This is a genomic window from Microvirga yunnanensis, assembly GCF_025460875.1.
Window position 1 is genome coordinate 41,101 of the sequence record NZ_JAMXFI010000012.1, and the last position, 22,109, is coordinate 63,209.

Below are 22,109 nucleotides of genomic sequence, written 5' to 3' on the forward strand. Positions count from 1 at the left end.
CTGCCAGGAGGCGTACAGGAAACCCCACCCCGGTTCCTTGCGCTTGCTCAATATGACCCGGCGGTTCTCCGGCCGCAGTGCACACTTTATTTGATCTGGATCAAATCCTTGAGTGTTCTCAGCAAAAACTGCGCAGCTTCGACCACATTCGATGAACTATTTGCGCTGCAGCAAATAGGGCCGGGAAGCTCGGGGGTACAAAGCCTTCATCCGATGACGGACCAGAACGATCCGCCAAGCGGTCCCACAGAGGAGATGATGATGAAGGCCCTGAAGATCCCGGGACGCCGGCCGCTGCTTGCGACCGCTGCCGTTGTAGCCCTTGCCACCGCGGCGTGGCTCGGCGCCCCGCTCGCAGCCAACGCAGGCGACAAGGTGGCGGCCGCCACGACGCACGTTCACGCTGCGACCGAGGCTGCCCCGGTGAGCGTGGTGCGCCTGCCTTCCGATCTGCCTGGTCCCATCGGCAAGCGCGGCCCGCAGCGGGTCAGGGTCGACTTCGAAACCACCGAAGTGACAGGTCATCTGGACGATGGCGCGACCTATCACTACTGGACCTTCAACAACAAGGTCCCGGGTCCTTTCGTCCGCGTCCGCGTCGGCGACACGGTCGAGGTCAAGCTGAAGAACGCCGACGACAGCGTGATGATGCACAATGTGGACTTCCATGCGGTGACCGGCCCGGGCGGCGGCGCGAAAGCAACCGAGGCAGCTCCAGGCGAAACCCGCGGCTTCGAGTTCAAGGCGCTTAACCCCGGACTTTACGTCTACCACTGCGCAACTCCCACGGTCGCCCAGCACATCGCCAACGGCATGTACGGCCTGATCCTGGTGGAGCCGGAGGACGGTCTGCCGAAGGTCGACCACGAGTTCTACGTCATGCAGGGCGAGATCTACACCGAGCAGGCCCATGGCACGAAGGGACTCGTGGAAGAGAGCATCGACAAGCTCCTGAGCGAGCGTCCCGAGTACTTCATCTTCAACGGCAGCGCGGACGCTCTGAAGAAGAACCCGCTCAAGGCGAAGGTCGGCGAGACGGTGCGCATCTACTTCGGCGTGGGCGGCCCGAACTACACCTCGTCCTTCCATGTGATCGGCGAGATCTTCGACAAAGCCTATCCGCTGGCTTCGCTCAGCTCGCCGATGAAGGACGTCCAGACGATCACCACACCTCCCGGAGGTGCCAGCGTGGTGGACTTCAAAGTTGAGGTGCCCGGCAACTATATCCTCGTCGATCATGCGTTGAGCCGCGTCGAGCGTGGGCTGGCTGGCATCCTTCAGGTCGAAGGAGTGCAGAACGAGGCGATCTTCAAGGACTACAACCCCGAGAAGTCGGCCATGTCGACCGGTGGCCACTGATCAAAGTAACCTGAAACGAGGGAAAGTCCGGGCCCAGCCCGGACTTTCCGCATTCCAGATTTTCGCGCCCAGGCAACGACGCCAGGGCCGTCATCTGTCTTCCTGTCAGGACATGGCAAATACCGTCCTGAACTCAAACCTGACGGAGAATGCCCATGAAACCCGAACTGCGTGAGTTGACCACTCCCGTCCCGGCGTCCTCGCCTGTCCCCTCCCCGCTGTTGACACGTGTGCGCACCGTCATGGACACTCTTGACCTGGACTGTCGGTGCCGCGGCAAGCTCGACGCCGCGCTGGAAAGGTTTGAGACCCTGGAAAACCGGCGCCAGCTCCGCGGCCTGATCCTTGATGCCCGGCACCAGGCGGAGCGCATCGCGGCGCTGCTCGAACTCGTCGGCGAACTTGACACAGTCTCAACCGACGAAGCCGACCTGAGCGTCTTCCGGGAGATCGCGCTGTTGTTCGAGGACATCAAGGCGGCGGCGAAGCGCGGGGCCGAGGATATGGTCTGTGCGGGAGGCCTTGACCTGCATGGCGGAGAAGCCGCCTGACCTGCAGCTGTGCGCCGCTTGTGTTTGTCGACGGGGGCCCCGGTCTGGCCTGCCGACCACGGCCGGCTTGGTGTCTATGGTTCGGGGATCAGCCAGATCATCTCGGGATCACGAAGGGGCGCACCATCAGGCGTCAGGTGATCCGACTCTTAGAGGATGCCTCCAATGCGGCTAATCCGTGATGCTGGTGATCGTGTCCTCGACAGCATCTTTCGCTGCACCGGGCACTGCGGAGCACCGGCTGGGCATCGTGCCTTCGGCCACGGCCAGCACCGCCGCGGAGATCAGACCGCAAATCCATCTCGGAACGGATGGAACATGACCAGTTCACCTTCCCGTACGGGAGCATGAAGCGCATCGATGCACACAAGCCCGTCGGCCATAGCAAGAGGCTTCAGGCGCGCCGATCCTCCGCGTCCGAGGATTTCGGCTGCCAAGCCCTCGACGGTCTGAACAAGCCGAGCCGGCGCGAACTCGGTGCGCCCGGGGCGCCGCTCGAACGTATGGGTCAAGGGAAGCCGCATGCCGGCCAAGGGCTGTGCTCGACGACCATTCATGGCGGCCAGAACGGCTCCGCCAAGCAGCAGCCAGGAAACCAGAGCGGCGACCGGGTTGCCGGGCAGTCCTAGGTACGCAGCGTGGCCGATCCTGCCGATGGCTGCCGGCTTGCCGGGCTTGAGCGCAATCTTGAGGCATTCTCCCATACCGCCAGCCTTACCGAGAGCCACCAGGGAGTGATCTTCATCGCCCACGGAGACACCGCCTGTGCTGACGATCAGGTCGCACTGGGTGGCAAGTTCTCGAAGGGCTTCCGCTATGCGTTGCGGATCGTCCGGAACGATCCCGCCATCAACCACTGTGGCACCAGCCTGACGGGCCAGCGCGAGAACCATCGGTCTGTTGGAATCGAACAGCGAGGTGTCGGCGAGCGGCTCCCCGTGGGACCGCAACTCGTTGCCTGTCGAGAGCACCGCGACCCGGATCCTCCGGCGAACGCACACCGTATCGCGGCCCTGGGCTGCTAGGAGGGCCACATGCCGTGCATCGATGCGAGTTCCTTCGACGAGGAGCGTCTCACCGGCTTGGACATCCTCCCCGCGACGTCGGATGTTGTCCCCGGGACGCTGCATGCGGGACAGGACGATCCTATCGCCGGCACGGGTTACATTCTCCTGCATGACGACTGCATCGGCGCCCTGCGGGACCATCGCTCCTGTAAGAATGCGCAAGGCAGAATTTGGAGGAAGTGTCCGGGCCCCGTCGCCCGCCGCAACGCGTCCCATCACTGTGAGGACCGAGCCGGCCGGCAGGCCATCTCCGGCGGCCAGGGCGTAGCCATCCATAGCCGACTGGTCGAATGGCGGGAGCGGCAGGTCGGCGGCGACAGCCCGGGCCAGGATCTGGCCCACTGCCTGATCCAGGATCACCTCCTCATGCCCCTCGACTGGAACCGCCCAAGCCGCCGCCCGGGACCGGGCCTCCTCAAGCGAGACGAGACCGTCCGCCGCGTCGCAAGAGGAGCGTCCTACGGGAAAGACAACCAGGTGGCTCAAGGCTTGACGGTCTCGTACATCTTGCGGGCTTCGGCCTGTTGCCGCTCCAGATCAGGGAGAACCTGGGAAGCGAAAGCCTTGACCTCTTGGTTAGGCGCCCGGTTGGCGGCTTGATAGATGCCGATCTCCTGCTCCAGGGCCTGCATTTGCACCTCCGCGTAGCGTCGGCTCAAGGCGAGATAATCGAGCGGCTCCAAGTTCTCGATGATCACCTGGTGCTCGAACTCCTTGACGGAGGGAAGTGGCATGTTCCGCTCCCGCGCAAAGGCCTCGATCCGCTGCAAGAGGCTCGTGCGGAAATCGACGGCCGCAGCGGCGTAGCCTTTGACCTCCGGCCTCGTGTCCCGGCTGGCGGCCAACTTGGCGATCTGTCCCTGGAGCGTGGCCGAGCTGTAAGCCAAGCGGAGGAACTCGTCCGGCTCGATGGGACGGGGCTGGGCGGTGGTTCCGGATGCCCCCTGCCCCTGCGCCGAGACGGATGGGATGGCTCCGGAGAACGCGGCTCCGAGCACAAAGGCCAGCATGAGAGGTCTGAAAACGTTCATGTGCTCACTGCCATCCTGGAACGCCCGACATGTCGGGCAAGCGATGCGCGATGCCCTTGTGGCAGTCGATGCAGGTTTTCTCTCCCGAGAACAGGAAGCGCTCGTGAGCCGACGCTGCGCGCGGGTTCTGCTTCGTCAGGTCCATCGAGTCCGAGCTATGGCAGTTGCGGCATTCGAGCGAGTCGTTCGCCTTCATCCGTTCCCACTCCCGCTCAGCCAGATGCTTGCGCATGGCCAGGAACTTGTCCCGCGTGTCGATGGAGCCGAAGATGTGGCCCCAGACTTCCTTGGAGGCCTGCATCTTGCGGGCGATCTTGTTCGTCCAGTTGTGCGGGACGTGGCAGTCGGGGCACGTGGCCCGCACGCCAGACCGGTTCGTGAAGTGGACAGTGCCCTTCAGCTCCTCGAAGACATTGGCCTGCATCTCATGGCAGCCAGTGCAGAACTTCTCTGTGTTCGTGACCTCCAGTGCCGTGTTGAACCCGCCCCAGAAGATGACGCCAGCCAGAAAGCCTCCAAGGGTCAGGAAGGCGAGGCTGAGATAGCCCGGCGGGCTCAGGGCCGTTTGGACCCAGCGGTTGCCACGGAACCAGCCCCACGCGCGTGTGATCCCGGCGGCCATCAGTGCCGCCCCCGCTCAGGCTGACGCTCCGGCTCGGCAAGGGCGTCCATGTCGGTGAAAACATTGTCCACCAGGGGCTTTGCGGTCGTCTGCGGCACGTGGCAGGAGACGCATACGTAGCGCCGCGGCGCCAAGCCGCCGAGGGTGTTGCCATCGCGGTCCTGATAGTGCGTCACGCTGATCATCGGGGCTTGGCTCTGGTCCGTGAACTTGCGGGCGTGGCACGCCATGCACTTGTTCGCGTTCAGATCCATCGCATAGCCTTCAATGGAATGCGGGATCACCGGAGGCTGATCGGGATAGTTGCGGCGCACGCGCACGTCGTCGGTAACCTGCCGCTGCATCGGCGGCGCCGGGGTCTCCTTGGTAAATGGCTCGGGGCCGCGAAGGCGTGGCGCATCCTGCGCAAGGATCGTCCCAGCCACCAGACAAGGCCCGAGACCCGCCAGGATCAGGAAAACGCTGCGCCTCATTGCACATCTCCCGCATCGGCAGTGGCGGCTGCGATGACCTTGACCGCGCATTTCTTGAAGTCCGTCTGCTTGGAGATCGGATCGGTCGCATCAAGCGTGACCTTGTTGATCAGCTGGCTCGCATCGAAGAATGGCACGAAGACGAGTCCGGGTGGCACCTTATTGCGCCCGCGGGTCTCGACCCGGCTGCGGATCTCGCCGCGCCGGGAGACGATCCGCACCTCCTGCCCACGCCGCAGGTGGCGCTTGGCAGCGTCGTCCGGATGCATGAACAGCACCGCGCCCGAGAATGCCTTGTAGAGTTCAGGCACGCGCAGGGTCATGGAACCGGAGTGCCAGTGCTCAAGCACGCGGCCCGTCACGAGCCAAAGATCGTATTCCCCGTCAGGCGACTCGGCGGGCGGTTCATAGGGTGCCCCCATGATGTTGGCCTTCTTGTCGGGGTTGCCGTAGAATTGGAGACCAGCTCCCTTCTCCACGTAGGGGTCGTAACCCTCGCGATAGCGCCAACGCGTCTCCTGGCCATTGACGACCGGCCAGCGCAACCCCCTCACCTGGTGATACGTATCGAACGGTGCGAGATCGTGCCCGTGGCCGCGGCCAAAACTGGCGTATTCCTCGAACAGGCCTTTCTGGACATAGAAGCCGAAGGCCTTCGCCTCACGGTTCTCGTAGGCCGGGTCAGTCCCGGTTAGCGGAAACTTGTCCACCTCGCCGTTGGCGTAGAGCACATCAAAGAGGCTCTTGCCTTTGTACTCCGGGTGCGCGTCGAGGATCGCGGCCGGCCAGACCTCGTCGGTGGTGAACCGCTTCGAAAATTCCATCAGTTGCCACAGGTCGGAGCGGGCCTCGCCAGGGGCGTTGACGAGTTGGTGCCAGAAATGGGTGCGCCGCTCCGCATTGCCGTAGGCCCCCTCCTTTTCCACCCACATGGCGGCCGGCAGGATCAGGTCAGCGGCCATCGCGGTCACGGTCGGATAGGCATCCGAGACGACGACAAAGTTGGCTGGATTGCGATAGCCCGGATAGGTCTCGTTGTTGGTGTTCGGCGCCGTCTGGAGGTTGTTGTTGCACATGATCCAGTAAGCGTTGAGCTTGCCGTCCTTGAGCATCCGATCCTGCTGCACCGCATGATAGCCGACCTTCTCCGGCAGGAGACTGTGCGGCAGCTTCCAGATCTCCTCGGCGTGTTTGCGATGCTCGGGATTGTTGACTTGCATGTCGGCCGGCAGGCGGTGGCTGAAGGTGCCAACCTCGCGCGCCGTGCCGCAGGCTGACGGCTGCCCCGTGAGCGAGAAGGGCGAGTTCCCGGGCTCCGAGATCTTTCCTGTCAGCAGATGCAGGTTGTAGACCATGTGGTTGGCCCAGACGCCGCGGACGTGCTGGTTAAAGCCCATGGTCCAGAGCGACATCACCTTGACCTTCGGATCGGCATAGAGCTTCGCGAGGGCCTCCAGCCGTTCCTTCGGGAGGCCTGACAGCTCCGAGGCCTTCTCGACCGTGTACTGGCTCATGAGCTTCGCATAGTCCTCGAAGCTCGCTGCACTCGACACCTGGGCATCGTTGGCGTGCTGTGCCCGCTGCTCTAGCACGTGGTCCGACCGCAGGCCGTAGCCGATGTCGGTGTTCGCCAGCCGGAAGTTGCAGTGTTTCTCGACGAACTCCTTGTTCACCGCGCCGGTCTGGATGATGTAGTTCGCGATGTAGTTCATGATCGCGAGGTCCGAGTTCGGCTTGAAGATCAAGGCCATGTCGGACAGGTCCGTCGTGCGGTGCTCGTAGGTCGAGAGCGTCATGATCTTGACATGCGGATGGCTCAGGCGGCGGTCGGTCACCCGCGTCCAGAGGATCGGGTGCATCTCGGCCATGTTCGAGCCCCAGAGCACGAAGGCGTCGGCATTCTCGAAATCGTCGTAGCAGCCCATCGGCTCGTCCATGCCGAAGGTGCGGATGAAGGTAACCGCGGCGGACGCCATGCAGTGGCGGGCATTGGGGTCGAGGTTGTTGGTCCGGAAGCCGGCGCGCATCAGCTTGGAGGCCGCGTACCCTTCCCAGATGGTCCATTGCCCCGAGCCGAACATGCCCACGGCCTCCGGTCCCTTCTCCTTGAGCACGCGCTTGAACTGCCGGGCCATCTCGTCGAAGGCCTGGTCCCAGGAAACTGGTTGGAACTCGCCATCCTTCGCGAACTGTCCATTCTTCATACGCATCAGCGGCTGCGTGAGGCGGTCGTTGCCATACATGATCTTGGACAGGAAGTAGCCCTTGACGCAGTTGAGGCCGCGGTTGACCTCGGCCTGCATGTCGCCATGGGTGGCCACGACCTTGCCGTCCTTCACTCCGACCATCACGCCGCAACCCGTCCCGCAGAAGCGGCAGGGCGCCTTCGACCATTGAAGCTTGAGGTCTTCGCCGGTGAGAATGTTCTGCGCGCTCGCAGGAAGCGTCACATTCGCGGCAGCCGCGGCAGCCGCGGCCGCTTGTGTTTTGAGGAGGGTGCGGCGCGTGAGGTCCATGGGCTTACTCCCGCTCTTGAACAGGTTCGAAATGGTGGAAGACGAGGGTAGCGGCGAGAACGCCGTCGAGAAGCTGGATGGCGTTGATGCGCTCGACGACCTGGCTCTCAGTGTCCGTTTCGAGGGTGACGATCAACTTGCCGGTGTCCTGCCCACCGTGAATCTCGGCTCCGTCAAGTGAGCCGATAGACTGCGCAATCGACGACATGCAGTCGGGAAGGCCGTGAACCACCAGACTGGAGATGTGGCACTCGCGGCTCATGCAACCTCCTCGGCCTCGGACATTTGGATGGCATCGGCGGGGCAAGCTTGGGAGCAGTCGCCACAGCCAGTGCAGGTTTCAGCATCGATCCTGGGACGGGCGCCACCGATGACAAGCTCCAACCGGACGGCTCCCGATGCGCAGACGTCCCGACAGCTCATGCACGTAACCCCCTGGAAGGCCAGACAGGATGGGCCGATGGTAGCGCTGGGAGTTTGCGGGGCCTGGGCGGCTGCGGTGAACTTGCCGAGCAGAAAACGACGACGGCCGGGATCTGGTATGTCAGTCATGGAGGCTGTCCGTCACACCGGCCCCGGGGGGCCTGTGAATAGGTAGTACATCCAGACCAGGAACCCCCACCCGGCGACAACCCCGACAGCAATGAAGGGCCATATCAAAACAGCGAGAATCAGAAAGGTAACCGTCTCACGCCTTTTTTGACCCGGGCTGAAGACCTCTGGCTGCATCTCTCACATTTACCCACGAACAGGACCATTCTTGCTCAACTAATCTAACCAGCGCAGGTTCCATCTACTATAAATGATTTGGCTCGGCATCGTTATACTTTGGTGATACTTAGCGTGAGGAGAGAATCATCCACGGTATCCGCAAGTAGCCGCCTTGTCTTTGCGCTAGATCAAATAAATTAAGGCTTACCCACGCTCTGGGCAGCCCCTGCCGGCTGCCTCACTCTCCATACGTATGACTAGCCGTGTCCAGCAGGAGGAAGCCGACGAGATCCGGTCGGCACGCATACACTGGGCGCCACACACAGAGTGGCAGCCGATCCTGGGCTAGAAGAGGGCCGCCATCCAAGAGGAGGTCATCGCTGCTCACGGCGCAAACCTGTTAACCGCAGGCGGGGTGGCGAGAGCCTCTGCGTACCCTATAGGGAGTGACCATCTCGTGGGTCGAAGGATCTCTTGCACTCAGGCGGGCGACCGGTCGCACTACCGCCGCCTCCGGGATTTCCCGGAGTGGCGAGGACAAGGCAGATTGGGCAAAGTCCTAGATAGCAAGGCATCTTTAGAAACATTCTAACCCAAGGGGCTTCGATGATCGTCTGCTCGTGCAACGTCTTCTCGGACGGCGAGGTACGTTCTTGCCTTGGCCCTGGTCCGGACTGCCCCCGCACCCCCGCCCAGGTCTACCGCAATCTCGGTTGCGGCCCACAGTGCGGGCGCTGCGCCAACACCATACGCTCGATCTTGGACCAGGAGCTGGCCCGAAAGCACGCCTGCACGGTCAACTGTGAGGCGGACTGCCCGATGACCCGGCAGGCCAACTCCAATGAGCCCCAGAAGCTTGAGACATGGCGACCGCGCTCCACCGTCAGAGGCGCCGCACGAAGGCAGAGCTAAACCTGCTTCGGATCGGCCGGAGCATGCGGGACGTCCCGCAGGGCGATCGTTCAGTCGAGGAAGGCCATATCGACTTCCGAGGACGCGGTTCAATCCCGTCGAACGGATGGGGATCGGCTCTATGCCCAGAGGCACGTCGGCGGCCTCGGAAAGGATGAAAGCCATGGTTGAGGCAGGACCGGACTTCCGCACGGCGGCCCATCCCCGTCCCGGCTGCCCCTTGGCGCAGGTGCGGGACCGACTCCGCAGGGCGGGCCTGCGCCCAACCCGGCAGCGCATCTGCCTGGGGTGGCTCCTTTTCGGCCGAGGCGACCGGCATGTAACGGCCGACACGCTATTCGAGGAGGCCCAGAGAGTGCGGGTGCCGGTCTCCCTGGCAACGGTCTACAACACCCTGAAGCAGTTCACGGAGGCAGGGCTCGTGCGGCAGATCGCGGCCGAGGGCCGCAAGTCCTATTTCGACACCGACCTGTCGGATCACCATCACTTTCTGGTCGAGGGGGAGGAGGAGCTGGTGGATGTCCCGGGCGGCCCAATGCCTGTGGCCGAATTGCCCGCGGCACCCGAAGGCTATGAGATCGAGCGGGTCGATGTGATCGTGCGGCTCCGCCGGCGTGCGGACGGCCCCACAGCTGCTGCGCCAGCGGGGATGCCACCATCGGCGGAGTGACGCGGGAGGCCTTGGCGGGTAGGACGGGCTGGCAGCCGATCTATATAACGGCTGTTGCCATAACCCCTGGAGCCAGTCTTGCAGCACACTGCCAGAGTCGGCGGGCGTCGGTTCGCACCCCCGGTGCCCCCCGACCTCCTGATCGATGCCATCGGCGACATCGCCCTCGTCGTCCTTGACCCGGACGGGTGGATCACGGGCTGGAACGCCGGGGCCGAGCAGATCGCCGGCTGGCACGAGGACGAGGTCCTGGGGCGGCATTTCTCGATGTTGTTCCTCCCGGAGGAGGTGGCGGACGGCAAGCCCGCAAGGGTGCTGGCCCTTGCCCGGGAGACGGGCCGCTACCGCGAGGAGGGACTGCGCCTGCGCAAGGACGGCTCGCGCTATGTCGCGCATGTCACGGTGACCCCGCTGTGGGACGAGGCTGGTACGATGGTGGGCTATGCCAGGGTGGTGCGGGACATCACCGAGCGGGTTGCCGCCGAGGAGGCGCTCAGGTCCCGGGAGGCTCACCTGCGCTTGATCCTGGAGACCGTGCCCGACGCCATGGTCGTCATCGACGAGCAGGCCGTGATCCAGTCCTTCAGCACCGCGGCCGTGCGTCTGTTCGGCTACGAGCCCGGCGAGGTCATCGGGCAGAACGTCAACGTGCTGATGCCGGAGCCCTACCGCACCCAGCACGACGGCTACATGCACCGCTACCGCACGACCGGGCAGCGCCGGATCATCGGCATCGGACGGGTCGTGGTCGGCCTGCGCAGGGACGGCTCGACCTTTCCGATGGAGCTTTCCGTCGGCGAGGTGCGCTCCGGAGGCGTCCGCTACTTCACGGGCTTCATCCGCGATCTCACCGAGCGCCAGCAGACGGAAACCCGGCTGCAGGAGCTGCAATCCGAGATCGTGCACATGTCGCGGTTCACGGCGCTCGGCGAGATGGCCTCCACCCTCGCGCACGAGATCAATCAGCCGCTCACGGCCATCGCGAACTACCTGAAAGGCTGCCGCCGGATCCTGCAGCGCATGGATGGCGACCAGGTGCCCATGCTACGCGACGCCGTCAACCAGGCGGCCGACCAGGCTTTGCGAGCCGGGCAGGTGATCCGGCACCTGCGCGAGTTCGTAGCCCGCGGTGAGAGCGAGCGGCACATCGAAAGTCTGCCAAAGCTGATTGAAGAGGCAAGTGCCTTGGCCTTGGTGGGCGCCAAGGAGAAGGGTGTCCGTGTCGCCTACCGTCTCGACCCTGATGCGCAGCTCGTCCTTGCGGACCGCATCCAGATCCAGCAGGTCCTTCTCAACCTGATCCGGAACGCCATCGAAGCCATGCAGGATGCCACACGCCGGGAACTCACCATCGCGACGGGCAGCCTGCCCCAGGACGGCTTGATTGCGATCTCGGTCGAGGACACCGGCACGGGCATCGCACCAGAGGTCGCCGCGCAGCTCTTCCAACCATTCATGACGACCAAGAAGCATGGGATGGGAGTGGGTTTGTCCATTTGCCGCACGATCGTCGAGGCGCACGGTGGCAAGATTTCAGTGGTGTCCGAGCCAGGGCAAGGAACAACGTTCCGGTTCACCCTGCGCGGTTTTGATGAGGAGGAGTTGGCGAATGCAGAATGAGCCAGTCGTGCATGTGATCGACGACGACGTCGCCGTACGCCAGTCTCTCTCCTTCCTCCTGGCGTCGGACGGCCTGCATGTGCGCCTGCACGATTCGGCCTCCGCCTTCCTAGATACCCTGGGGGACACGGTGGCCGGTTGCATCGTCACCGATGTGCGCATGCCGGGCATCGATGGCATCGAGCTGCTGCGGCGCCTCAATTCACGTGGCCTGACCCTCCCGGTGATCGTGATGACAGGGCACGCCGATGTGCCCATGGCGGTGGAGGCCATGAAGGAAGGAGCCGTCGACTTCATCGAGAAACCGTTCGACGACGACCTCTTTCTAACCGCCGTCCGCGCCGCGCTGTCCCGTCACGAGCAGCGCGCCTACCAAGAGGCTCAGATGACCGAGGTGGCGGCCCGCGCGAACGCCCTTACAGAGCGCGAGCGCCAAGTGCTGGAGGGGCTCGTGGCCGGTAAATCCAACAAGATCATTGCCTACGACCTCAGCATCAGCCCCCGTACGGTCGAGATCTATCGGGCAAACGTCATGGCCAAGATGCAGGCCGGTAGTTTGTCCGAACTCGTTCGCCTGACGCTCATGATCGGAAACCGAGCAGCTTGAGCCGCGCCCGTACGGACAGTTCCTGAATAGGGTTTTGGCCGACAGTTGACCGATATCAAGTCCTAGGCCAACCAACCGGGTTATACCGGTGGGCACCCAGATCAGGATCCTGTCATGCCCACCGCCTCAGGTCCGGTCCTTGTCGTCGAGGACGATACGGCCGTCCGGCAGTCATTGAAGTTCGCGCTTGAGCTTGAAGGCTTGAGTGTCCGCCTCTACGAAGATGGCGGCCGGCTTCTCGCGGACAGGGACATGCCGTCCCGAGGCTGCCTTGTCATCGATTACCACATGCCCGACTTTGACGGGATCGAGCTCATGAGACGGCTGCGGCGACGCGATGTTGCGCTGCCTGCCATCCTGATCACATCCAAGGCGACTCCCTGGCTGCGCGAGCTCGCCCGGCAGGCCGGGTTTCGGCAGATCCTGGAGAAGCCCCTCGAAGACGAGTCTCTGCTCAACGGCATCCGGAGCGCGCTGGCAACCCCGGTATGATCCATCGCGCACTCGAAGCCGAACTCCGTAGAACACCTTAAGGAGACGATCTGAATTTCCAGGAAACCCACGACAGCCGTACTGATAAGCCCATATCAGACACCGAGGACGAGTGGTTCCATGCAGACCGCCTTTAGAAACGACATTCCCGCACCTGCCCTGGCTCCTGCCCTCTCCCCGGTTTCGCCTCTGCTCCGCCCGGAGCGAGAATCCCCCACGCTTGGAACAGTCCGTACCTTCACGAAGGATGAGGAAATCTTCATGGAAGGGGACAACGCCGCCTTCGTGTACAAGGTCGTTTCCGGCGGCGTGCGAACCTGCAAGCTTCTCAACGACGGACGTCGCCAAATCGCGGCCTTCCATCTGCTTGGTGATTTCTTCGGCATTGAAGTCGGTCAGGAGCACCGGTTCACTGCCGAAGCCCTCGGGGACTGCAAAGTGATCGCCTATCGGCGGCGCGGCCTTGACGTCCTGTCAGGTGGAGAGACGTTGTCTGAGCAACTCATGACAGCCTTGATGCGCGCCCTTGAACGTGCCCAGGCGCACATGCTGCTTCTCGGGCGCAAGAGCGCCCAGGAGAAGATCGCCGCGTTCCTACTCGACTTGGCCGAGCGAGAGATCGACCACAGGCATATCGAACTTCCCATGGCTAGGATTGATGTCGCTGACTATTTGGGCCTGACGATTGAAACCGTGTCACGCACGCTCACACAACTTGAGCGGCAGGGGGTCATTGCGATGCCAGCCCACCGCCGGTCCATTATGCTGAAGGACAAAGCTGCCCTGCAACGCCTCGACGCCTAGGCCACCACTCTCCCGCTGGCTGTGCGGCCTGATGATCGTCCCTGCTTGGGCGATGCTTGCTTTGACATGACTCCAAGGCTGGCAGCCCGTCAGCCCCAACGTGCCTCGCGCTCTACCCGGCGAAGATTGGGGATGGGTCAACCTCGACCCCACGCCCCTGCATCATATCAACGAGATTCCGATAGCTGGTCTCATACTTGCAACATCAGCGCACGCACCGAAGGACGACCTCAACCGGAAAGCGGCGGCGCATGCACAGAAACAACAAGATCTCTGAAGGCTTGGCTCGACGGCCTCGACCCAGCAGACGCGAAGATCACGCTCTCATAAGGATGCAGCGCGTTACTCTCCCCCCTGTCGCGCTGCTCAGCGCTGGTCCTGTGGAGGCGAGACGCCGGACCAGCGCTCGCATCAACCGGAGGAGGAGTTCTACCGCACCTATGCCAAGCGCGCTGGATGGCAGCGGTGCGCTGTGGGAGAGAGCAATGGCAACGGGAATGGCGGCCGATCCAGCCGGGTAGCGGCTCCGGAGCAGAGACGGCAGGCCTGGAGGGACTATTGGGCAGCCACAAGAGCGCAGAACGCAGCCGTGCCAGACATCCCGACATCACTGAGGAGCTACAGTCTTTATGGCCGAAATCGTGAGCCACAATGCAGATCGCGCTTATGAGGTCCACGCGTCATACAGCGTTGTGCGATCTTCGAAGGGCTCGACATAGGCAAGCGTTAGTCTGATTTGTTGCGCCATGTCAGCCTCAATGCCATCGAGCTGCTCAAGTCGGTGTGCATTTGCCCTGAGCTGATCAAGGGTCTGGATATTCTCCCTCCGCAGCACCTCCCAAGCGATAGGAGGCAGATAGAGACCCTCAATCGGTCCTGCGCAGGTGTCATAGAAACGGGGCATAGGAAGCTCCTAAGCCTTGCCGGCTGGAGCACGCGCATCTCTAGCCGACAACTCCCTATTGTACACCGTTGCTGAGCATACAACCAACATTATTCCATCAGCGGTTGCCAGAAGATAGCAGCCCGCTGCTTGAAATTGCGCGGTTGAGGCAGCGGCTATACGGACCGGCTCCTGAAACTATGCCTCTGGTCGACGCTCCAGCCGCGAGTTGTTGGCCTGAGCCTTTCTCCTCTTCCTCCGCCAGCTTCTCAAGACGCTCGACTGTCTCGAGAAGCTGCTCGCGGGCCTCGTCGATCGAGAGCTTCTGGACCATGGTCCGGATCTCCTGCGCCTGGCGGCGGTACTCTGCCGCTTGGTCACGATGGGGATGCTTCGGCATGGCCTACAGCCTCCAACCAAGCCCATGATGATCCCCTCCAGCCGAACGGGGACGCTGGCGCGGCCGGGCAGTCCCCAAATGGGCTGGGCGATGAGGCCTCGCGATTGGGGCAGTCCTACGGACTAAGCCATGCGAGGCCGCAGGCTTAGAATAGCGAGTCGAGCAGGCGCTTCAAAGTTCTCCTTTGGTTTACTCATGGCCCAGGTTCCCGGAACAGCGCCGCCTGTATCAAAGTTCTGCAAGGCTCATGAACTCTTCCGGCGCTGCTCCAAGCTTTTTCTGGCGTCGTCCCTCACCAGGTGCCAGTGCTACTCCACATCCTGCTCGATGGGTTCCCGGCCCTCCTTCCCACGCAAAGCCGGATACCAGCCCAAGAGATCGATGGTCTCGCGCAGCATAGCGCGAGCCCTAGCCTGGAATGGGAGCACAGCATCCCGGCTGTGGAAAGCCTGCACTACTCAGTCACCTTCAGGAACTTCAGGCCTGCACACCACCCTGGTCGGCAGGAGGGTTTCAGGTGACCGCGCGGCCAGCCGTGCCTGTACGCACTCGGCCGCGCCCACACCTGCTCAGGCGGCCGCGAGGATCTCGTCGGCGGGCCCAAAGAACTCATAGTGGATGCGGTTTGACCGGACCCCGGCCAGCGCTAGGCCGCCGACGAACGCCCGCAGGAACGGCCGCGGGCCGCACAGGTAGTAGCCTGCCTCATCCAAGGGTGTGTTGGCCCGAAGCCAATCGATGGTGATCAGGCCGACGTGGTCGAAGCTCTCGCCCTGGCGGTCATCCGGACGCGGCTCAACATAGAAGGTGGTGGCCTTGATGTTCGGGTAGGCTTGAGCCAGGGAGCGGACGCGGTCCTTCATGGCATGGGTCGAGCCGTTCAGCGTGCCATGCACGTAATGGACAGCCTTGTTGGGATACTTGGCTGCAATGGTCTCCATCATGCTTATCATCGGGGTTAGCCCGACCCCGCCGCTCAGCAGCACGACCGGTCGCGGCGACTCCTCGTTGAGGAAGAACTCGCCCGCGGGCGGTGCCACCTTGAGCATGGTCCCGACTTCAGTCTGGTCATGCAACCAAGTGGACGCGATGCCCTGTGGCTCCCGCTTGACCGAGATGCGATAGGTCTCGCCGTTCGGGGCGCTGGAGATGCTGTAGTTGCGCTTGAGCGGATGTTGGCCCGGCACCTCAATCCAGAAGGTCAGGTACTGACCGGGCTTATGGCGCAGCACAGGCTGGCCATCCTCGGGCCGCAGCACGAAGGAGGTGATAATCTCGCTCTCGCGCTGCTTGCTCTCGATCCGGAAGTTGCGCCAGCCGTTCCAGCCGCCCGGTGCGGTGGCGAGGCTGGTGTAGATCGCCTTCTCGCGCCCGATCAGCACGTGCGCCAGGAACCAGTAGGCCTCACCCCAGGCGGACAGGATCTCGTCGGTGGCGGCGTCCCCGAGCACGTCCTTGATCGCGCCGAGCAGCGCTTCGGCCACGTAAGGGTAGTGCTCGGGCAGGATGTTGAGCCCGACATGCTTTTGGGCGATCCGCTCCACGGCCGGCGCCAACGCACCGAGGTTGTCGATGTTCTGGGCGTAGGCCAGCACGGCGCTCGCGAGTGCCTTGGGCTGCGATCCGGTCTCGCCGTGGTGCGACTGGTTGAAGAGGTCGCGGATCTCCTCGTTGAGGAACATGCGGTCGTACATGCGCCTGGTGATCGCTAGGCCGTGCTCCTGGAGCGCGGGCACGGTGGCCTTCACGAGATGAATGGTCGTGTCGCTCAATGTGTCCGTCATGGGATGACCTCCTGGGATGCAGCATCGCGGGGAAAAGGCGCCGACGGACCGGTCCGGCATGCGTAAGGCCCGCCGTTGCCCCTGGGGGATACGCTCATCGAACCGGTGCCGAAACTAAGGGATTGCCCTGATCCCCGGTGGTCGCAGGCCGGACGGCGTGCAGGTCACTTATGCGTGGTAGGCCTCCCGGCGCCATGGGCCGCCTTCTCTACGGCCACCAGGACATCCAGAGCCCGCCAAGGCTTGGGCATGAAGCGCGCCGTCGTCGGCAGCCCATCCTTCAGCAGCCGCACTCGCCCTGAGGTGACGAGCACCTGGATATGTGGCCAACGCGCCGCGCAATGGCCGAATCACAGGGACCTTGGAACAAGAGTACATTGGGCCGACGATCGATTCAGCCCCTCCGGCGGCCTCTCGATACCCGATCCAGCGCAGGAAGCGTTCCATGGCTGTGCGCCTGGCCTTCATCGCTGCTGTCTCATCAGCCTGTTGCTCCCCGCCCACAGGGGCAGGGTTTGGGGACGAGGATCCTAACTGGACCAAGCGCCTTACGTCCTGGGGCTATGCGGTGGTGCTGGTGGACAGCTACGACTCCCGCGGCACCAAGGACACCTGCGCCGACCCGACCTTTGACGCCGCTCGTGTTGCCGATGCCTTATGGGGCTCTCGCGTACGTCGCTAAGCAACCCTGGGCGGACCCGCAGCGCATCAGCCTCCTGGGCTTCCAGACGGGCGATGTCTGGCGGATTCCGGCACCTGCGGACACCACGGCCTTCATCGTTGGGCCTGAGCAGTTCAAGGCTGCGGTGGCCTTCGTCTATTCCCCACTGTGCGGCATGAAATCCCGCATGGCAGCTCCAACCCTCGTCATCAATGGGATCTCTGCTCCTGATGCCGCTGACAGATGCCCTCGGGTCACCGCACAGCAATCCGCAGGGGGAGCGCCCGCCGAAGAGAGGGTGGCCCCCACCCTGTTCAAGAACTTCGAGCCCAACTCACCCATGCCTGACAAGATCGCCTTCGCGGACTGGCTCAGGGCCGAACCGCAACATGCCGAGATGGCGGCGGCTCAGGCGAGGGACTTCTTCGCTCAACATCTCAAGCCCTAGCTGTTGAAACGAGATTGGAGCACCCGGCATACGCCGCCCAGGCGGTACTCGATGAAACGTCAGTCCGAATAGCCGCAGGCGCCCTGGAGCATGCCGAGAGCTTGGAGAAGGAATGCCTCCTCCCGCAGGCCCCAGGTGCGGAGATAGAGAGCCTGGACGCTGTAGGCGTCCGTCTCCAGCACTCCCGGCCATGAGGCGCGCTCGTGTGCGCGGGTCGCGAACTGCTGCGCATGCACCAGCTCGTGGACGAGATAGCTGCGCGCGAGCGGGGTACCGGGATCGAGATCGTCGGCGAGCAGGATCTCCCGCGTGGCCGGGACGTAGACCGCAGCCACGGCCTCGCCGTGAGACTGCCCGAGGGCCACCGGGAATACGAGCTCGTCCAGATGCTCCTTCCTGGCCAGGCGCACGCAGGTCTCTGGGGCCTGGATGCCCGTCTCCTCCGCCACAAAGGCTCTTGCCTCGGCGATCCAGTCGCCCTCAAGGCACCCGCCGGACCCGCCCGCACGGGCCGGCGCAGGACCAATGGCGGCCAACAGATTTGCGAGGCCGCAGGCGACCAGTGCGATCATACGGGCGAGACGAAGGGTGTCCCAAACGCTGCCGGCCGTATCGTCGTGGGCATGGAGCGAGCGAGCTTTCCTCATGGGCCGATTCTCCCGCGTGCGGTGTTGCGGGAGTTGGGCCGCCGGAGCGTTAGACAGGCGTGAGGCGGGGACTCTAGGCGTTTCGCGGATCCTGGCGCGGTGCTAGACTGCTCCTGCTGCGACAGCGTCCGAGGCCTCCATGACGGAACTCGAGATCGCACTGCTCGGCGGGCTTCGCCTGCGGCATCCCGACCGCGGACCCATCGAACTCGTGGGCGAGAAGGGTCCTCAGCTCCTTGCGCGCTTGGCATTCCGCCCCGGCACGAGGCATCGGCGCGACACCCTCCAGGGGTTGCTGTGGCCAGATTCTGACCCACCGCATGCCCAGGGCAACCTTCGCTTCGTCCTGCACCAGCTCAGAAAGCTCCATGGCGGGAGTGAGGGGCCGCTCCGCAGTGACAACCGGTCGGTCTGGCTCGACCCGGATCACGTGGCCGTCGATGTGGTGCGCTTCGAGGCGCTCGCGGCGGAAGGCACACTCGATGCCCTCATCGCGGCCTGCGATCTGTACCGCGGCGACCTCTTGTCGGATGTGGCCGATCTCAGCGCCGAATACGAGGACTGGCTCCTGCCCGAGCGGGAGCGCCTGCGCGACCTGGCCCGGTCCGCCTTCTGGAACCTGTTCTCACTCCGACTGTGGCGCGGCGAGGTGACGGAAGCCAAGGCCTGTGCCCAGCGCTACCTCGGGATCGATCCCTATTGCGAGCGTATGCATGCGGCTCTCATGCGGATGCATCTGACGCAGGGCGAGGGTGCTCTCGCGGCCGGGCACTACGGCGCGTTCCGCGCCCGCCTCGAGCGTGACCTCCAGATCCTGCCGGGTGCCGAGGTCGAGCAACTCGCCCAGGCCGCGGCTCAGGTGCGTGGCAGGCGCGTCCAAGAGCCGTTCAATGCCGCCTGGGTTCTGGGCCGCAGCGACGTACCCTCAGACGGCAAGCCCCTCGTGGCCGTGTTGCCCTTCCGGGATCTCTCCGAGGACCAGACGCTGGTCAGCCTGCCGGCCGCCCTCACCGAGGATGTCATCGCCGATCTGGCGCGCTTTCGCCGGCTCGGTGTACTGGCCCGGCAAACGTCCTTCGCACTCGGGCGCGATCCCGATCCCGAGGCCAGGCTGCGCCAGCTCGGGGCACGCTACACAGTCGAGGGCAGTGTCCGCCGCACCGGCAACCGATTGAGCGTGACGGCTCGTCTTGTCGACAACACCTCGCAGCGGCAACTCTGGGGCGAGCACTACCAGGGTGACTGGGAGGAGCTACCCTCGTTCCAGGAGGAAGCGGCCCTGGCCACCGTGGCCTCCGTCCCGGTGCAGGTTGAGCAGGCCGAACTGGAGCGGATCCGCCACCGGGAGATCCAGTCCTTGAGCGCGTATGAGCACTGCCTGCGCGGCCGCGAGCACCAGCGCTCGATCGCCCACGCCTCCCATGCCAGGGCCCTCGAACACTTCAGCCGCGCACTCGAACAGGACCCGACCTCGGCGGCCGCCCATTGCGGCCTCGCCGTGTGCTACGTCTCGACCGGCGGGATCACGCCGGGGGAGGAGGACCGCCGGCGGGAGCGGGCCATCAGCCATGCCCAGCAGGCGATTGCCCTCGATCCCCTGGATCCTCAGGGCCATTGGCTGCTCGGCATGCTGCTTCAGATGCGGCGCGACTTCTCCGGCGCCCACTTTCACCTGGATCGTGCCATGATGCTCAGCCCCGGCGATGTCGAGACGCTCGGCTACACAGGACTGGAATACGCCTATGCGGGCGAGCCCGAGCGCGGCATCGGGCAGGCGGAGCAAGCCATCCGGCTCAACCCTTACTTTCCGCCGGTATCGGCCGAACAGATCGGCAAGGCCTGCTTCATCGGCCGCCGATACGAGGAGGCACTGTTCTGGCTGAGGCAGACGCCGGACCGGATCACCACCAACCGCGGCTGGCTGGCCGCGGCCGCCGCCTATGCCGGACGCTTGGAGGAGGCAGCCATGCATGCGCGGCGGATGCGCTCCACGCTGCAACAGCGTCTCGGCGAGGAGGAGTTGCGGGCAGTCGGCGGCCCGATCGGGTGGCTTCGGTTACCAGCCCGGTTTCAGCATGCGGCCGACCTGGAGCACTACGAGCGCGGCTTGGAGCTGGCAGGGCTTGGATAGCCGGGCCGACCTCGGAGCGACGCGTGATGGAGGGAGGCAAGATCATGATGAGGATTTCGGTATCGGCGCCCCTCGCGATCGTCATGGCGGGGCTTGCCGCCACGGGAGCGTCGGCCCAGGCGACGCTGGCCAGCGTCAAGCAGAAGGGCGTCCTGACCTGCGGCTCGAACCGGGGCGCCCCCGGCTTCGGCGCGCCGGATGCGCAGGGCAACTGGTCGGGTCTCGACGTGGACCTCTGCCGCGCCATCGCGGCGGCCATCTTCGACGATCCGACCAAGGTGCAGTTCGTCCCCCTCTCGGCCCAGGACCGCTTCACGGCGCTCCAGACCGGGCAGATTGATGTCCTGGCCCGCAACTCGACCGCGACCATGTCGCGCGACACCCAGCTCGGTCTCGAGTTCCCGGCGATCAACTACTTCGACGGTCAGGGCTTCATGGTCCGCAAGACGCTCGGCCTTGCCTCAGCCAAGGAGCTGAACGGCAAGTCGGTCTGCACCGATCAGGGCACCACGACCGAGCTCAACCTCACCGATTACTTCCGCGCCAACAACCTGACCTATCAGCCGGTGAGCTTCGCGAACGCGACGGAAGCAAAGAAGGCCTACGAGGCCGGCCGCTGCGATGCGATGACGACGGACGTGTCTGGCCTCTATGCCATGCGGCTGACCCTCCCGAACCCGGACGATCACGTGATCCTGCCTGAGGTCATCTCGAAGGAGCCGCTTGGGCCTGCGGTGCGCCACGGCGACAATCAGTGGGCCGACATCGTGCGCTGGACTTTCAACGCCTTGCTCAATGCCGAGGAGCTCGGCGTGACCAAGGCCAATGTCGAGCAGATGAAGGCCTCCGACAATCCGGAGATCAAGCGCCTGCTCGGCACTGAGGGGAAGTTCGGCGAAGCCGTCGGCCTGACGAATGACTGGGCCGTGCGCATCATCAGGCACGTGGGCAACTACGGCGAGAGCTTCGAGCGCAACGTCGGCGAGGGTTCCCCGCTCAAGATCAAGCGCGGTCAGAACGCGCTGTGGACCAAGGGCGGCCTCCAGTACGGCATCCCAGTCCGCTAAGGCATCGGACGGTTAAATGGACGCCTAACGGGCGGCGTTGCGCAGGTGCCTTGAATAGCTCCTGCCACAGGCTTCTGAACTTAGCTATGCTGATACCCCCGAGAAAGGGAGGATGTCATGACACATTGCGTGAGGTATCTTTTTATAACCGTCGGGATGTTCGTGGCTGGCGCGGCTCACGGTCAAGACTTCAAGAGCCAAGTCACTACCGGGGCGGCAAACTGGGATGCTGCCTTCAACGCGGGCGATGCTTCGAAGATCGTGACATTCTACACGAAGGATGCCGTCATCATGCCCGCTGGAGGAAATCCGGTTACCGGTCACGACGGTGTGCAGACCCTTTATGGCGGTATCATCAAGAGCGGGGTAAAAGCGCACAGAGTCACTGTGGAGAGCGCGGAGGCGGATGGGAACCTCGGCTATGCCTATGGCACTTGGCAGGCAGAATCGGGCGGCAAGACGATTGCCGGATATGTCACCCAAGTGTTCAAGAAAGACGAGAGCGGGTGGCACCTCGTATTGCATACATGGACGAGAAAACCCTCGTCTTGAGCATCGGATGATTTGGCCGACACATATCCAGCCGCCCTGAGGTAGTTCAAGCGTTCATACGGCTCGAACAGGTCGCCGATGTCGCCGGAGCTCCGGAGGCT

24 protein-coding genes are annotated in these 22,109 nt (G+C 63.8%); 12 read left to right on the forward strand and 12 right to left on the reverse strand.

All coding sequences use genetic code 11. The annotated features are described in order from the left end of the window. The first annotated feature begins 261 nt into the window (after positions 1-261). Together nirK and NF876_RS08505 are read left to right on the forward strand one after the other, a co-directional pair. Positions 262-1,359 carry a copper-containing nitrite reductase gene (gene nirK, locus NF876_RS08500; RefSeq protein WP_262268368.1) on the forward strand — a complete coding sequence of 366 codons (1,098 nt, stop codon included), beginning with the start codon at positions 262-264 and terminating at the stop codon, positions 1,357-1,359. A gap of 155 nt (positions 1,360-1,514) precedes the next feature. Continuing rightward, a complete protein-coding gene (locus NF876_RS08505) occupies positions 1,515-1,910 on the forward strand; it encodes a hypothetical protein (protein WP_262268369.1) in 396 nt (131 codons plus the stop codon). Between the two features lie 284 nt (positions 1,911-2,194). Here NF876_RS08505 and NF876_RS08510 read toward each other — a convergent pair whose 3' ends face one another. Genes NF876_RS08510 through NF876_RS08540 form a run of 8 tightly spaced genes read right to left on the reverse strand, consistent with a single transcriptional unit; the run spans position 2,195 to position 8,348 of the window. Beyond that, on the reverse strand, positions 2,195-3,463 hold the full coding sequence (locus NF876_RS08510; protein ID WP_262268370.1) for a molybdopterin molybdotransferase MoeA: 1,269 nt from the start codon (positions 3,461-3,463) through the stop codon (positions 2,195-2,197). After that, positions 3,460-4,008 carry a DUF4142 domain-containing protein gene (locus NF876_RS08515; RefSeq protein ID WP_262268371.1) on the reverse strand — a complete coding sequence of 183 codons (549 nt, stop codon included), beginning with the start codon at positions 4,006-4,008 and terminating at the stop codon, positions 3,460-3,462. The genes NF876_RS08510 and NF876_RS08515 overlap by 4 nt, the downstream gene beginning before the upstream one ends. Before the next feature lie 4 nt (positions 4,009-4,012). Beyond that, on the reverse strand, positions 4,013-4,630 hold the full coding sequence (locus NF876_RS08520; RefSeq protein ID WP_262265972.1) for a NapC/NirT family cytochrome c: 618 nt from the start codon (positions 4,628-4,630) through the stop codon (positions 4,013-4,015). Continuing rightward, entirely contained in the window at positions 4,630-5,103 is a 474-nt protein-coding gene (locus NF876_RS08525) for a nitrate reductase cytochrome c-type subunit (protein ID WP_262265973.1), read from the reverse strand. The genes NF876_RS08520 and NF876_RS08525 overlap by 1 nt, the downstream gene beginning before the upstream one ends. Then, positions 5,100-7,619 carry a periplasmic nitrate reductase subunit alpha gene (napA, locus tag NF876_RS08530; RefSeq protein ID WP_262268372.1) on the reverse strand — a complete coding sequence of 840 codons (2,520 nt, stop codon included), beginning with the start codon at positions 7,617-7,619 and terminating at the stop codon, positions 5,100-5,102. The genes NF876_RS08525 and napA overlap by 4 nt, the downstream gene beginning before the upstream one ends. Positions 7,620-7,623: 4 nt before the next feature. After that, positions 7,624-7,881 carry a chaperone NapD gene (locus tag NF876_RS08535; RefSeq protein ID WP_262268373.1) on the reverse strand — a complete coding sequence of 86 codons (258 nt, stop codon included), beginning with the start codon at positions 7,879-7,881 and terminating at the stop codon, positions 7,624-7,626. Then, positions 7,878-8,171 carry a 4Fe-4S dicluster domain-containing protein gene (locus NF876_RS43410; RefSeq protein ID WP_373696632.1) on the reverse strand — a complete coding sequence of 98 codons (294 nt, stop codon included), beginning with the start codon at positions 8,169-8,171 and terminating at the stop codon, positions 7,878-7,880. Before NF876_RS43410 ends, NF876_RS08535 begins: the two co-directional genes overlap by 4 nt. Before the next feature lie 12 nt (positions 8,172-8,183). Beyond that, positions 8,184-8,348, reverse strand: coding sequence for a periplasmic nitrate reductase, NapE protein (locus NF876_RS08540; protein WP_262265976.1), 165 nt, complete (start codon positions 8,346-8,348; stop codon positions 8,184-8,186). Positions 8,349-8,936: 588 nt separating this feature from the next. Between NF876_RS08540 and NF876_RS08545 the strand changes: the two genes are divergently transcribed. The 6 genes from NF876_RS08545 (at position 8,937) to NF876_RS08570 (ending at position 13,435) form a co-directional block, all read left to right on the forward strand. Further along, complete coding sequence (locus tag NF876_RS08545) at positions 8,937-9,242, forward strand: (2Fe-2S)-binding protein (RefSeq protein WP_262268374.1); 306 nt, start codon at positions 8,937-8,939, stop codon at positions 9,240-9,242. Between the two features lie 163 nt (positions 9,243-9,405). Further along, positions 9,406-9,912, forward strand: coding sequence for an iron response transcriptional regulator IrrA (gene irrA / locus NF876_RS08550; protein WP_262265978.1), 507 nt, complete (start codon positions 9,406-9,408; stop codon positions 9,910-9,912). 78 nt (positions 9,913-9,990) lie between these two features. Continuing rightward, on the forward strand, positions 9,991-11,532 hold the full coding sequence (locus tag NF876_RS08555) for a PAS domain-containing sensor histidine kinase (protein WP_262268375.1): 1,542 nt from the start codon (positions 9,991-9,993) through the stop codon (positions 11,530-11,532). Beyond that, positions 11,522-12,139 (forward strand): response regulator FixJ, encoded by a 618-nt coding sequence (fixJ, locus tag NF876_RS08560; RefSeq protein WP_262268376.1) that lies wholly within the window; start codon positions 11,522-11,524, stop codon positions 12,137-12,139. The genes NF876_RS08555 and fixJ overlap by 11 nt, the downstream gene beginning before the upstream one ends. Positions 12,140-12,253: 114 nt before the next feature. Next, a complete protein-coding gene (locus tag NF876_RS08565) occupies positions 12,254-12,631 on the forward strand; it encodes a response regulator (protein WP_262268377.1) in 378 nt (125 codons plus the stop codon). Positions 12,632-12,751: 120 nt separating this feature from the next. Continuing rightward, positions 12,752-13,435, forward strand: coding sequence for a helix-turn-helix domain-containing protein (locus tag NF876_RS08570; protein ID WP_262268378.1), 684 nt, complete (start codon positions 12,752-12,754; stop codon positions 13,433-13,435). Positions 13,436-14,099: 664 nt separating this feature from the next. Here NF876_RS08570 and NF876_RS08575 read toward each other — a convergent pair. The 3 genes from NF876_RS08575 to hmpA form a co-directional block, all read right to left on the reverse strand. Then, a complete protein-coding gene (locus NF876_RS08575) occupies positions 14,100-14,339 on the reverse strand; it encodes a hypothetical protein (RefSeq protein ID WP_262268379.1) in 240 nt (79 codons plus the stop codon). Positions 14,340-14,436: 97 nt separating this feature from the next. Next, positions 14,437-14,718 (reverse strand): hypothetical protein, encoded by a 282-nt coding sequence (locus tag NF876_RS08580; RefSeq protein ID WP_262268380.1) that lies wholly within the window; start codon positions 14,716-14,718, stop codon positions 14,437-14,439. A 569-nt stretch (positions 14,719-15,287) separates the two neighbouring features. Further along, positions 15,288-16,502 carry an NO-inducible flavohemoprotein gene (gene hmpA, locus NF876_RS08585; protein ID WP_262268381.1) on the reverse strand — a complete coding sequence of 405 codons (1,215 nt, stop codon included), beginning with the start codon at positions 16,500-16,502 and terminating at the stop codon, positions 15,288-15,290. A gap of 641 nt (positions 16,503-17,143) precedes the next feature. Here hmpA and NF876_RS08590 point away from each other — a divergent pair. Continuing rightward, complete coding sequence (locus NF876_RS08590) at positions 17,144-17,611, forward strand: hypothetical protein (protein WP_262268382.1); 468 nt, start codon at positions 17,144-17,146, stop codon at positions 17,609-17,611. A gap of 59 nt (positions 17,612-17,670) precedes the next feature. Here NF876_RS08590 and NF876_RS08595 read toward each other — a convergent pair whose 3' ends face one another. Further along, positions 17,671-18,258: a DUF6647 family protein gene (locus tag NF876_RS08595; protein ID WP_262268383.1), complete on the reverse strand. Its 588-nt coding sequence runs from the start codon at positions 18,256-18,258 to the stop codon at positions 17,671-17,673. A 139-nt stretch (positions 18,259-18,397) separates the two neighbouring features. Between NF876_RS08595 and NF876_RS08600 the strand changes: the two genes are divergently transcribed. From NF876_RS08600 to NF876_RS08610, 3 genes are all read left to right on the forward strand, one after another. Further along, positions 18,398-20,389: a BTAD domain-containing putative transcriptional regulator gene (locus tag NF876_RS08600; RefSeq protein WP_262268384.1), complete on the forward strand. Its 1,992-nt coding sequence runs from the start codon at positions 18,398-18,400 to the stop codon at positions 20,387-20,389. Between the two features lie 44 nt (positions 20,390-20,433). Next, positions 20,434-21,456: an amino acid ABC transporter substrate-binding protein gene (locus tag NF876_RS08605; protein ID WP_262268385.1), complete on the forward strand. Its 1,023-nt coding sequence runs from the start codon at positions 20,434-20,436 to the stop codon at positions 21,454-21,456. Between the two features lie 117 nt (positions 21,457-21,573). Further along, positions 21,574-22,008, forward strand: a complete 435-nt coding sequence (locus tag NF876_RS08610; protein ID WP_262268386.1) for a YybH family protein — start codon at positions 21,574-21,576, stop codon at positions 22,006-22,008. The last annotated feature ends 101 nt before the right edge of the window (positions 22,009-22,109 follow it).

Bases quoted from the DNA above. Each gene is read 5' to 3' on its own strand.
- nirK (WP_262268368.1), top strand. From the start codon at position 262: ATGAAGGCCCTGAAGATCCCGGGACGCCGGCCGCTGCTTGCGACCGCT.
- NF876_RS08505 (WP_262268369.1), top strand. From the start codon at position 1,515: ATGAAACCCGAACTGCGTGAGTTGACCACTCCCGTCCCGGCGTCCTCG.
- NF876_RS08515 (WP_262268371.1), bottom strand. From the start codon at position 4,008: ATGAACGTTTTCAGACCTCTCATGCTGGCCTTTGTGCTCGGAGCCGCG.
- NF876_RS08520 (WP_262265972.1), bottom strand. From the start codon at position 4,630: ATGGCCGCCGGGATCACACGCGCGTGGGGCTGGTTCCGTGGCAACCGC.
- NF876_RS08525 (WP_262265973.1), bottom strand. From the start codon at position 5,103: ATGAGGCGCAGCGTTTTCCTGATCCTGGCGGGTCTCGGGCCTTGTCTG.
- napA (WP_262268372.1), bottom strand. From the start codon at position 7,619: ATGGACCTCACGCGCCGCACCCTCCTCAAAACACAAGCGGCCGCGGCT.
- NF876_RS08535 (WP_262268373.1), bottom strand. From the start codon at position 7,881: ATGAGCCGCGAGTGCCACATCTCCAGTCTGGTGGTTCACGGCCTTCCC.
- NF876_RS43410 (WP_373696632.1), bottom strand. From the start codon at position 8,171: ATGACTGACATACCAGATCCCGGCCGTCGTCGTTTTCTGCTCGGCAAG.
- NF876_RS08540 (WP_262265976.1), bottom strand. From the start codon at position 8,348: ATGCAGCCAGAGGTCTTCAGCCCGGGTCAAAAAAGGCGTGAGACGGTT.
- NF876_RS08545 (WP_262268374.1), top strand. From the start codon at position 8,937: ATGATCGTCTGCTCGTGCAACGTCTTCTCGGACGGCGAGGTACGTTCT.
- irrA (WP_262265978.1), top strand. From the start codon at position 9,406: ATGGTTGAGGCAGGACCGGACTTCCGCACGGCGGCCCATCCCCGTCCC.
- fixJ (WP_262268376.1), top strand. From the start codon at position 11,522: ATGCAGAATGAGCCAGTCGTGCATGTGATCGACGACGACGTCGCCGTA.
- NF876_RS08565 (WP_262268377.1), top strand. From the start codon at position 12,254: ATGCCCACCGCCTCAGGTCCGGTCCTTGTCGTCGAGGACGATACGGCC.
- NF876_RS08570 (WP_262268378.1), top strand. From the start codon at position 12,752: ATGCAGACCGCCTTTAGAAACGACATTCCCGCACCTGCCCTGGCTCCT.
- NF876_RS08575 (WP_262268379.1), bottom strand. From the start codon at position 14,339: ATGCCCCGTTTCTATGACACCTGCGCAGGACCGATTGAGGGTCTCTAT.
- NF876_RS08580 (WP_262268380.1), bottom strand. From the start codon at position 14,718: ATGCCGAAGCATCCCCATCGTGACCAAGCGGCAGAGTACCGCCGCCAG.
- hmpA (WP_262268381.1), bottom strand. From the start codon at position 16,502: ATGACGGACACATTGAGCGACACGACCATTCATCTCGTGAAGGCCACC.
- NF876_RS08595 (WP_262268383.1), bottom strand. From the start codon at position 18,258: ATGAGGAAAGCTCGCTCGCTCCATGCCCACGACGATACGGCCGGCAGC.
- NF876_RS08600 (WP_262268384.1), top strand. From the start codon at position 18,398: ATGACGGAACTCGAGATCGCACTGCTCGGCGGGCTTCGCCTGCGGCAT.
- NF876_RS08605 (WP_262268385.1), top strand. From the start codon at position 20,434: ATGATGAGGATTTCGGTATCGGCGCCCCTCGCGATCGTCATGGCGGGG.
- NF876_RS08610 (WP_262268386.1), top strand. From the start codon at position 21,574: ATGACACATTGCGTGAGGTATCTTTTTATAACCGTCGGGATGTTCGTG.